10 protein-coding genes and 1 pseudogene are annotated in these 10,359 nt (G+C 64.9%); 3 read left to right on the forward strand and 8 right to left on the reverse strand.

What is annotated here, in order from left to right; genetic code table 11:
* Positions 1-15 precede the first annotated feature (15 nt).
* The 6 genes from yajC to pdxT all read right to left on the reverse strand — a co-directional run bounded on the left by yajC (position 16) and on the right by pdxT (position 4,508).
* Entirely contained in the window at positions 16-420 is a 405-nt protein-coding gene (gene yajC, locus V9L18_RS18495) for a preprotein translocase subunit YajC (RefSeq protein ID WP_337348613.1), read from the reverse strand.
* A 188-nt stretch (positions 421-608) separates the two neighbouring features.
* Positions 609-1,697: a Holliday junction branch migration DNA helicase RuvB gene (gene ruvB, locus V9L18_RS18500; RefSeq protein WP_337348614.1), complete on the reverse strand. Its 1,089-nt coding sequence runs from the start codon at positions 1,695-1,697 to the stop codon at positions 609-611.
* Positions 1,690-2,334 carry a Holliday junction branch migration protein RuvA gene (gene ruvA / locus V9L18_RS18505; RefSeq protein ID WP_337348615.1) on the reverse strand — a complete coding sequence of 215 codons (645 nt, stop codon included), beginning with the start codon at positions 2,332-2,334 and terminating at the stop codon, positions 1,690-1,692. Before ruvA ends, ruvB begins: the two co-directional genes overlap by 8 nt.
* Before the next feature lie 90 nt (positions 2,335-2,424).
* Positions 2,425-3,003: a crossover junction endodeoxyribonuclease RuvC gene (gene ruvC / locus V9L18_RS18510; protein ID WP_066291703.1), complete on the reverse strand. Its 579-nt coding sequence runs from the start codon at positions 3,001-3,003 to the stop codon at positions 2,425-2,427.
* A gap of 35 nt (positions 3,004-3,038) precedes the next feature.
* On the reverse strand, positions 3,039-3,794 hold the full coding sequence (locus tag V9L18_RS18515) for a YebC/PmpR family DNA-binding transcriptional regulator (RefSeq protein ID WP_337348616.1): 756 nt from the start codon (positions 3,792-3,794) through the stop codon (positions 3,039-3,041).
* Positions 3,795-3,797: 3 nt separating this feature from the next.
* Positions 3,798-4,508 carry a pyridoxal 5'-phosphate synthase glutaminase subunit PdxT gene (gene pdxT / locus V9L18_RS18520; RefSeq protein WP_337348617.1) on the reverse strand — a complete coding sequence of 237 codons (711 nt, stop codon included), beginning with the start codon at positions 4,506-4,508 and terminating at the stop codon, positions 3,798-3,800.
* A 91-nt stretch (positions 4,509-4,599) separates the two neighbouring features.
* Between pdxT and V9L18_RS18525 the strand changes: the two genes are divergently transcribed.
* Both V9L18_RS18525 and V9L18_RS18530 read left to right on the forward strand, forming a co-directional pair.
* Positions 4,600-5,892, forward strand: a complete 1,293-nt coding sequence (locus tag V9L18_RS18525) for a Mur ligase family protein (protein WP_337348618.1) — start codon at positions 4,600-4,602, stop codon at positions 5,890-5,892.
* A complete protein-coding gene (locus V9L18_RS18530; RefSeq protein WP_337348619.1) occupies positions 5,889-6,638 on the forward strand; it encodes a type 1 glutamine amidotransferase in 750 nt (249 codons plus the stop codon). Before V9L18_RS18525 ends, V9L18_RS18530 begins: the two co-directional genes overlap by 4 nt.
* Positions 6,639-6,644: 6 nt before the next feature.
* Here the strand turns inward: V9L18_RS18530 and V9L18_RS18535 are convergent, their stop codons facing one another.
* Positions 6,645-7,898 carry a CapA family protein gene (locus tag V9L18_RS18535; RefSeq protein WP_337348620.1) on the reverse strand — a complete coding sequence of 418 codons (1,254 nt, stop codon included), beginning with the start codon at positions 7,896-7,898 and terminating at the stop codon, positions 6,645-6,647.
* Positions 7,899-7,981: 83 nt separating this feature from the next.
* On the opposite strand from V9L18_RS18535, the gene V9L18_RS18540 reads away from it, so the two are divergent.
* The gene (locus V9L18_RS18540; protein ID WP_337348621.1) at positions 7,982-9,994 is read left to right on the forward strand and encodes a M3 family metallopeptidase; all 2,013 of its coding nucleotides are present in this window, start codon (positions 7,982-7,984) and stop codon (positions 9,992-9,994) included.
* Between the two features lie 134 nt (positions 9,995-10,128).
* Here the strand turns inward: V9L18_RS18540 and V9L18_RS18545 are convergent.
* Positions 10,129-10,359 (reverse strand): annotated as a pseudogene (locus V9L18_RS18545) (pyridoxal 5'-phosphate synthase lyase subunit PdxS); the annotation flags it as partial.

Raw genomic sequence — 10,359 nt, forward strand, 5'->3', positions numbered from 1 at the left:
ATGCGTGAGCGGGGACTAGTTGTCCTTCTTGCCCTCGTCGTTGAGGCGCTTCAGGGTCTCGTCCGGGGTCTCGGGGGCAGCGGCGGCGGTTCCGGCAGTTCCGGCGTCCTGCGTGGTCAGCGAGGAGGCGTCGTCAGGGACAACCGTGGGCTCCTCTTCTGCAACAGCAGCCGGCTCCACAATTTTCGTGACAGCCTGGCGGTGAACTGTAGCGAGGTTGCCGGGAGAGAGCTCGAGCACTACCTTGTTCTCTTCATCGTCCATGGAGACAATTCGGCCAAAAAGACCGAAGCTCGTCATGACCTCAACCCCAGGGGCGAACTGGGACTGCAGCGTTGCTTGCTGCTCCTTGGTCTTCTTGTTGCGGCGGAACATCATAAAGATAAAAATTCCGAGCATGGCGAACAAGACGATGTTCATGGGATCCACAGGGATGCTTCCGATCTGTACTGGCGTATTGGTTTAAGGCGCCGTCCTCTTTGAACCGGGTGGCCGGGCGGCGAACCACCTGGCATCCACCGGTAGCTGCTGGAGCCACCTGCGGGAACAAAGACGCGAACGTGCCGGGCGTCATACCCAGTCTAAAGGGAAAAGCTGAAAGGTCGGCGCTAGGGGGTGTTGGGCGCCCAGTTGACGCCGTCTTCATCGCCGTCGCTGTCTGGTTCGAACAGGTCCAGCGGTTCCTGGCTGAACACTCCGGACGGGATGGCGTAACCGAGGTGGGTCCAGGCCGGCGCCATGGCGATGCGGCCCCGCGGTGTCCGGCCCAACAGGCCTTCGCGGACCAGGAACGGCTCCGCGACCGTTTCCACTGTCTCGGTCTCCTCTCCCACCGCTATGGCGAGGGTGGACAGGCCCACGGGCCCGCCGCCGAACTTGGTGATGAGCGCTTCGAGGACGGCACGGTCGAGCCTGTCCAGGCCCCTTTTATCCACTTCATACATATCCAGCGCGGCAGAGGCTGCGCGGGCATCGATCTGCTCGATTCCATGGACCAGTGCCCAGTCACGCACACGGCGGAGCAGGCGGTTGGCGATACGCGGTGTCCCCCGCGACCGTCCGGCGATTTCGCTGAATCCGGCGGAGTTGACCTTCAGGTCCAGCAGGCCGGCGGACCGCCTGAGGACCAACTCAAGTTCCGGAACGGAATAGAACTCAAGATGGCCGGTAAAGCCAAACCTGTCGCGCAACGGACCAGGAAGCAACCCCGCACGCGTGGTGGCACCCACCAGCGTGAAGGGAGGCAGGTCGAGCGGAATCGCAGTGGCACCGGCGCCTTTCCCCACCACAATGTCCACGCGGAAGTCCTCCATGGCCATGTACAGCATTTCCTCGGCCGGGCGGGACATCCGGTGGATCTCGTCCAGGAAGAGGACCTCCCCTTCGGAGAGGGAGGAGAGGATGGCTGCGAGGTCGCCGGCGTGCTGGATGGCCGGACCGCTGCTGATCCGCAGGGGTGCGTTCATTTCAGCTGCCACGATCATTGCGAGCGTGGTTTTGCCGAGGCCTGGAGGCCCCGAGAACAGCACGTGGTCCGCGCTCCGGCCGCGCATCCGCGACGCCTGCAGGACCAGCGACAGCTGTTTCCGGACACGGTGCTGGCCCACAAAATCATCCAGGTTCTTGGGCCGGAGGGCAGCTTCGATGGCCCGGTCTTCGGGCTCTTCCACGGCCGCCACCACGGACGGGTCAGCCACGGCTGCCTACGCGGTTGCCGGCCCGCGCGCCGTCCTGGCCAAGCCAGCGGAGCGTGGTCCGAAGGATTTCCGCGACATTGCCACGGAAAGAGACCTCGGGGTCGTCTGCCAATGCCTTCTCGATGCTGGAGGTGGCGTCCTTTTCCGACCAACCGAGGCTGGTCATGGCGGCCACCACCTGGGGCTTCCAGGCGGCCTCGGCCGGGGTGGCTACACTGGCAGCGCCAACCGTTCCGTGCGGCACCAGCTTGCCGGCGAGTTCCAACACGATCCGGCCAGCCACTTTAGGGCCGATGCCGGGCACTTTCGTGAACGTTTTACTGTCGCCGGTGTGGGCTGCAACCCGGATGGCTTCCGGTTCATGCACGGCAAGGACTGCCAGCGCCAGGCGCGGACCCACACCGCTGACGCTCAGCAGGACGTCGAAGACTTCGCGTTCGTCGTCAGAAGCAAATCCGAACAGGGTCAGCGAATCCTCCCGGACGATCAGGGAGGTGAAGAGCTTGCCTTCTTCGCCGGCGCGGAGGCGGCTGAGGGTCTGGGGCGTGGCGTTGACGCTCATGCCCGCGCCGTTGAGGTCGATCACGGCAGTGGAAAGGCCAACGTGCGCTACGGTTCCGCGAAGGAAACTGATCAAAGCCGGGCTCCTGGTGTACCGCCGGGCTCTTTGGAGCAGAACCGGCTATCCGAACATATCTACGAATACCCTAGCAAGCGCTGCGGCCATTCACCGCGCGCGGCGCGCCTTCGCCTCGGCTTCAGCCCAGGCCCGCTGGGCGGGCGTCAGCGACAGGCTGCCGGGGCCGGTGGTGGCTACTGCGGCGCCGCTGCCGGCACGCCAGGCATGCGTGATGGCCAGCGCCAGCGCATCTGCGGCGTCGGCCGGGCGGGGCGGCGCGTCTAGCCGGAGGATCTTGGTGACCAGTTTGGTCACGGCCTCCTTGTTGGAGTTGCCGCTGCCGGTGACGGCTGCTTTGACTTCCGACGGCGTGTGCAGCGCCACCGGGATGCCGCGCCGGGCCGCGGCGGCGATCACCACGCCGGAGGCCTGCGCCACACCCATCACCGTGCTGACGTTCAGCTGGGAGAAAACGCGTTCGACGGCGAGGACGTGGGGTTCGTAGCGGTCCAGCCAATCGTCGATGGCCAGGGCGATGACCAGAAGCCGTTGGTCCAGGGTTTCGTCCGGGGAGGTACCCACCACTCCGACGCCCACCATGGTGGCCCGCCGGTTCCGCTCGACGTCGACGACGCCAATGCCGCAGCGGGTGAGGCCCGGGTCAACGCCGAGTACTCGCAGCGTCACGCTCCGCCATCCGCCCTAGGCCGCAAAGCGGAAGGTCACTCTGATTCCAGGGCGGCCTGGACTTCGTCGCTGAGGTCGGCGTTGCTGTAGACGTTCTGGACGTCGTCGAGGTCTTCCAGGGCGTCCACAAGCTTCATGAACTTCTTGGCGGCGTCCAGGTCCAGGGGAACCTCCATGGACGGAACGAACTCGGCTTCGTCGGTGTCGTATTCGATCCCCGCTTCCTTAAGGGCGTCGCGGACGGCCTGAAGGTCCTTGGGGTCCGAGTGGATCTCGAAGGTGTCGCCGTTGTCCTTGACTTCCTCAGCGCCGGCGTCGAGGACGGCCATGAGGACGTCGTCCTCGGTGAGTTCCTTCTTGGGCAGGGACACCACGCCCTTGCGGCTGAAGAGGTAGCTGACTGAACCGGGATCCGCGATGGTGCCGCCGTTGCGGGAAATGGCAAGGCGGACTTCGGACGCCGCACGGTTCTTGTTGTCCGTGAGGCACTCGATGAGCAGGGCCGAGCCCTGCGGGCCGCGGCATTCGTACATGATCTCGGTGTAGTCGACCACTTCACCGGTCAGGCCCGCCCCGCGCTTGATGGCGCGGTCGATGTTGTCGGCGGGAACCGAGGTCTTCTTTGCCTTGGTGACAGCAAGTTCCAGGCTCGGGTTGCCGGCGAGGTCCGGACCGCCCATGCGGGCAGCGACTTCGATGTTCTTGATCAGCTTGGCGAACGATTTTGCGCGGCGGCTATCGAGGATGGCCTTCTTGTGCTTGGTCGTTGCCCATTTGGAGTGGCCTGACATGCTTTACGCTTCTCCTCTGATCATGCGGATAAAAAGTTCGTGTACGCGTTTCTCCCCAGTCACTTCCGGGTGGAAGGAGGTGGCCAGCAGTTGGCCTGAACGCACTGCAACAATTCTAGCCGTCCCCGGCAGGGTTGCCGCGTGGGACGCGTGCTCCGGATCGGCCGGCTCCACCTGGGCAAGGACCTCCACGCCGGCGCCGGCGCGTTCCACCCAGGGGCCCCGGATGAAGACGGCGTGCACCGGGGCAACACCTGAATCCGTGGCGCTGAAATCCAGGCCTTTGAAATCCAGGTCCGTTTCGAACGATTCTCGCTGGCGCCCGAAGGCATTGCGCCGGACTGTGATGTCCAGGCCGCCGAAGGTCTGCTGCGGGTTGCCGGCGAGGTCGGTGGCGGGGTCGGCAATCTCGTTGGCCAATAGGATCATGCCGGCGCAGGAGCCGTAGACGGGGAGGCCTTCGCTGATGCGTTCCTTCAACGGCCCGGCCAGGTCAAAGGCCCGGGCGAGTTTGTCGATGGCCGTGGATTCACCGCCCGGAATGATGAGGCCGTCCAGGCCGTCCAGTTCCTTGGGCCTGCGGATTCCTTCACCGGTTGCGCCGGCGGCCTCCACGGCCCGGAGGTGCTCGCGGAAATCGCCCTGGAGCGCCAGGACGCCGATCCGCAGGCCCGAGCCCACGCGTGCAGAAGCGGCCGAAACGGGGTTTGTCATCCATTCAGCATAATGCGCGAACAGCCGCAGTAAGCGCCGGCCGGCCTGACCGGGCAGGGTTCTATGCCGTTGCTGGGATATATTACAGAGCATGCTTTACATCAGTGTTCCGCTCGGCAAGCTCGTCCGCCGGGTGTCCCGGCTCAGGGGCGGCGGGTCCGCCCTGCCCGGGCTGGTGGTCGAGAAAATCGACCCCGGCTTTATGCAGCGGACGCTCGCTACCCTCCCCCACGGCGTGGCGGTGGTCAGTGGAACCAATGGCAAAACCACCACCACCAAGATGGTGGTCGAACTCCTGGAAAGCCAGGGCCTGAAGGTTTTTACCAACCGGACCGGCAGCAACTTCACCCGGGGTGTGGCCGCTTCCCTGCTGGGCGAGGTGGACTGGCGCGGAAGGCTGAGCGCCGACGTCGCCGTCCTGGAACTGGACGAAGCCCATGCCGTGCACTTCGTAAACCGTGTGCCGCCCCGCTACAGCCTCCTGCTGAACGTGCTGCGCGACCAGCTGGACAGGTTCGGCGAGATCGACAAAACGGCGCAGCTGCTGCAGCACATCGCTGCAAAAACCACAGGCACAGTGGTCCTCAACCGCGAAGACCCCCGGGTGGCCCGCATCGCGGACACCCTCACCGGCCAGGACGTGCAGTACTTCGGCCTGGACGACTCCCTTCTCAGCACCTTCCCCAACGATGACGACATGCGGGCTGCCCCCGGCAGCCCCGTGCCCGCCGCTCTCCCCGCAAAGCCGGCTGCCGACGTCGTGCTCCGCAAAGTGGGGCCGGACACCGCCGACTTTGAGTACGACGGCGTCACGGTCACCACCGCGATGAAGCTCCGCGGCGTCTACAACATCTTTAATGCCGCGGCCGCGTTGGCCCTCGCCCGGAGCATCCTCGGAAGCGGCGCCGCAACGGCTGACCACAGCACGCTGCTCACGGCCCTGTCCAAGGTGGAGCCGGCCTTCGGCCGGGGTGAAAGCCTGACAGTCGACGGCCAGCCCCTGGACCTGGTGCTGGTCAAGAACCCCAGCGGTTTCCGGCTGGGACTGAAGTCCTTTCCCGCGGGCGGCTACGCCACCATGATCGCCATCAACGACAACTACGCCGACGGCCGGGACATGTCCTGGCTCTGGGACGTGGAGTTCGATTCGCTCCGCAACGGCGGCGTAGACCAGCTGACGGGCTCCCGGGCTTATGACATGGCGCTGCGGCTGCAGTACGACGACGTCCCTGTCGGGGCGGTCCAGACCGAGATCGCACCGGCGCTGTCGGCGTTCATCCGCGAAGCCAAGGGCAAACCGAAACGGATTTTCTGCACTTACACAGCCATGATGGCCATCCGCCGCGAGCTGTCCAAAATAACCACGGTAGAGGTGGTCTCATGAGCCCGGATACGCAGGACCCACAGGACAGCAAGGGCACCCTCCGTGTCATGCAGCTTTATCCGCGGGACATGAACATCTACGGTGACTGGGGCAACGCGCTGGTCCTCAAGCAACGGATCAAGTGGCATGGCTACACTCCTGAACTGCTCGAGTACAACGTGGGCGACGACTTCCCTGACGAAGTCGACGTGATCCTTGGCGGCGGCGGGCAGGACAGCGGCCAGCTGATTATCCAGGACGACCTTCAATCACGCGCCGGCGTCCTGACCGACCTCGCAGAAGATGGCGCACCGATGCTGCTCATCTGTGGGCTCTACCAGCTGTTCGGACGTTTCTTCAAAACACGCTCGGGCTCGGTCATTCCGGGCATTGGCGTGCTGGACGTGGAAACACACGGTACTGACGAGCGCCTCATCGGCAACGTCAAGGTGGCCACTGCCGAGTTCGGCGACGTCCTCGGGTACGAGAACCACAGCGGCCAGACCACGCTTGGCAGCGGCGTCCGCCCACTGGGAACGGTGGCCAAGGGAACGGGAAACAACAGCCGGGACGGCCATGAGGGCGCGCGATACAAGAACGTGGTGGCCAGCTACTTGCACGGATCACTTCTGCCCAAGAACCCTGCCATTGCAGACTTCCTCATCCGAACCGCCGCCGAACGCAAGTTCGGGACTTTTGTTCCCGGTGGGCCTGACGACCACTTCGCCGCGCTGGCCAGGGAGCACGCCGCCCGGCGCCCGCGCTGAGGGCCTCTACGGTTCCTTGGTGATCAGGAGTTCGTGTGCTCCTGCCGTGGCTGCTCCCATGGACTCCACAACGGTGGCGGTCCTTAGCCTGGTGGCGGCGTCCGCCTCGGGCGTGGCACACACACCCTGGGGTGCATCGGATGCCACGGAGCACCAGCGGTACGGATCACGGACGATGACCGACGGTGCCCAGGCGAGGTCGGAGGCGGTCCATCTGCCCGACGCGTCCTGGCTGAACTGGGCCCGCACCAACAGGCCCTCATTGTTGACGACATACCAGGGCGACAGTTCGGTGACGCCGTTGCCCAGCCCGTAGACAATCCACGTGCCTTTGTAGTTCTCGATGGGCAGCACGGAGTGGGTGTGGTGGCCGTAGATCATGGTGAACTGCCCGCTGTCCACCAACGCGTGTGCCACCTCCTGCTGCTGGGCGTTGGCTTCACTGGCGTATTCGTCCCCGGCGTGCATGGCACCGAGCACGATGTCTGCCCCAAGAGCCCGCGCCTTAATTGCCTTGGCGATCATGGTAGGTGCGTCGAGCATGTCCACTTGCCACGGGTATTCCGGGTAAAGCCCGTTGAGGCCGTAGGTTCCCTGGATGATGGCGATCTTGGCGGCCGGAGTCTGCAGGATCATGATGCCCTGCGACTCAGCTTCCGTCCGGTAGGAACCGGTGTGCTTCAGCCCGGCGGCGTCCAGGGCATCCAGCGTACGCAACAGGCCGTCCGTGCTCCGGTCGATGGTGTGGTTGCTGGCGGTGGTGCAAGCCTGGTATCCCACTGCCTTGGAGGCGGTGATGATCTGCGGCGGGACATTGAACGAAGGGTACGCCGAGAAAGGACCTTCAGGTCCTGCCACCGGTGTTTCCTGGTGGCAGATTGCAAGGTCGCTGGCTTGGATGTACCGGCGCTGGCCTTCAAGGAGCGGCGTGAAGTCCAGCCCGGGTTTGCCCGCCGCAGCCGCGTCCTGCTGGGCCTGCTGCCAGAGCTGGGTATGGACCAGCATGTCGCCGGTGACCAGTACGGACGTGCAACGCAATGTTGGACACGCCGGTCCGGCGCCCGGGGTGGGAGTGGGTGTGGGAGTTGGGGCCGGCGTCGGAGTGGCACTGGGCTGGCCAGTGCCCGCGCTGGTGCCGGCACTTGCCGATGGCTGGGTCTGTTCGGCTATCAGACCGCAGCCCGCCATGGCCCCGGCAAAGATGACCGCGGACAAGGCCGCGCCGGCACGCGCGGCAGTGGCGCCAATTCTGTTCCCCATAAGCGCAATTCTAAGTTTGGAAACAGGCAGAAGCCCGCATTTGGCTCATTGAGATGCTCGGCCACATATGAAAGCTTTACTTCATGACGAATCCGCTCCTCAGTCCCAGCCCGTTGCCGTTCCAGTTACCGCCCTTTGCCGGGATCTCCGAACAGCACTACGCCGAGGCGGTGCACGCAGGGCTGGCCGGGCACCTCGCCGAAATCCAGGCCATTGTGGACAATCCAGAGCCCGCGACATTTGCGAACACCGCCGTGGCCATGGAGCAGGCGGGCAGGTTGCTGGAACGGGCGGCCGCGTCCTTTTTCACCCTGGTGTCAGCAGACGCCTCAGACGCGATCCGCGGCCAGGAAACAGCGCTGACGCCGCTGCTCACTGCACACCAGGACGAGGTCTACCTGAACCGCGCCCTTTTCGACCGTTTTGCAGCCATTGACACCACTGGTCTGGAGCCGGAAGGAGTGCGGCTTGTTGAGGAATACCTGAAGGAGTTCCGGCAGTCGGGGATCCAACTGGACGCCACGGACCAGGAACGGCTGAAGGCCGTGAACGCGGAGCTCTCCAGGCTCGGCACAGAGTTTGGGCAACGGGTGAAGGAAGCCATGAAGTCTGCGGCCCTCCTGCTGGACAGTGCTGAGGACCTGGCCGGCATGCCGACCGACGACATTGCCGGCGCCGCCGAAGCCGCCCGCGCCGCCGGGCACGAAGGCAAGTTCCTCCTGACGCTGATCCAGCCGAGCAACCAGCCCGCCATGGCCGTCCTCGAAAACCGGGATGTCCGCCGTCGGCTGTTCGAATCCTCCATCGGCAGGGGCAGTGACGGGGGCAGCCTGGACGTCCTGGAACTCGTGCGGTCCATGGCCGGACTCCGCGCCGAGAAGGCCAGGCTGCTGGGCTTTGCCAACTACGCCGAACTCGTGGTGGACCGGCAGACTGCCCCGGATTTCGAAGCTGTGCAAGCCATGCTGAACAGGCTGGCCCCCGCCGCCGTCCGGAACGCCGACGCTGAGGCCGCGGCACTGGCTGACCTCGCCGGGCACCCCTTGGAGGCTTGGGACTGGGCCTTCTACTCGGCCAAGGTCCGGCGCGAGAAGTACGCTGTTGATGAGCAGGCCCTCCGCCCCTACTTCGAGCTGGACCGGGTGCTCAAGGACGGGGTCTTCCATGCGGCCACATCCCTGTTTGGCATCACCTTCCATGAACGGGCAGAGCTGGAAGGCTACCACCCGGACGTCCGCGTCTGGGAGGTCCGGAACGAAGACGGCAGCCCGCTGGGACTGTTCCTGGGCGACTACTACGCCCGGGAGTCCAAGCGTGGAGGTGCCTGGATGAACTCGCTGGTGGAACAATCCGGCCTGCTGGGGACCCAGGCGGTGGTCATCAATAACCTGAACATCTCCAAACCGCCGGCCGGGGAACCCACCCTCCTGACGCTGGATGAGCTGCGTACTACCTTCCATGAATTCGGGCACGCGCTTCACGGGCTCTTTTCCAACGTGACGTACCCGCGCTTTTCCGGCACAGGTGTCCCACGGGACTTTGTGGAGTACCCGTCGCAAGTCAACGAGATGTGGATCCTGTGGCCGGAGGTACTGGCAAACTACGCGCGGCACCACGCTACCGGCGAGCCGCTCCCCCAGGAGGTCGTTGACAGGCTGAACGAGTCACGGCTGTGGGGCGAGGGATTCGCCACCACCGAGTACCTGGGCGCCGCGTTGCTCGACCTTGCCTGGCATGTGTTGGATGAAACCGGCATCCCGGACGATGTCCTGGCATTTGAGGCCAAATCCCTCGCCTCCGCCGGAGTGACCCATGCCCTGATTCCGCCCCGCTACCGCACCGGGTATTTCCAGCACATCTTCGCCGGGGCAGGATACGCGGCCGGCTACTACTCGTACATCTGGAGTGAAGTCCTGGACGCGGAAACCGTGGACTGGTTCACAGAAAACGGTGGCATGACCCGCGCCAACGGCGAACGCTTCCGCCAGGAACTGCTTTCACGCGGGAACAGCCGGGACCCGCTGGAATCATTTCGCACGCTCCGGGGACGCGACGCCCAACTGGAACCCCTCCTGAAACGCCGCGGCCTCGAGTAGCCCCTCATCGATTGCTCCGTAGCCGCCGTTTTGAGGCCTCATAAGGGCGGTTGCGGAGCAATCGATGGGAAGAACGACGGCGGGTGGCCACCTTGGAAAAGGTGACCACCCGCCGTCGTACTGCTTTGGAGCTGTTACCAGCCGCGCTCTGCGAGGCGGTGCGGCTGTGGGATCTCGTCGACGTTGATGCCCACCATGGCTTCGCCGAGGCCGCGGGAGGCCTTGGCGATGACGTCGGGGTCATCGAAGAAGGTGGTGGCCTTCACGACGGCGGCGGCGCGCTGGGCGGGGTTGCCGGACTTGAAGATGCCGGAACCGACGAACACGCCGTCGGCGCCGAGCTGCATCATCATCGCCGCGTCCGC

Origin of the sequence: Pseudarthrobacter sp. CCNWLW217 (assembly GCF_037203985.1) — a bacterium.
In the GTDB taxonomy this organism is placed as follows: domain Bacteria; phylum Actinomycetota; class Actinomycetes; order Actinomycetales; family Micrococcaceae; genus Arthrobacter.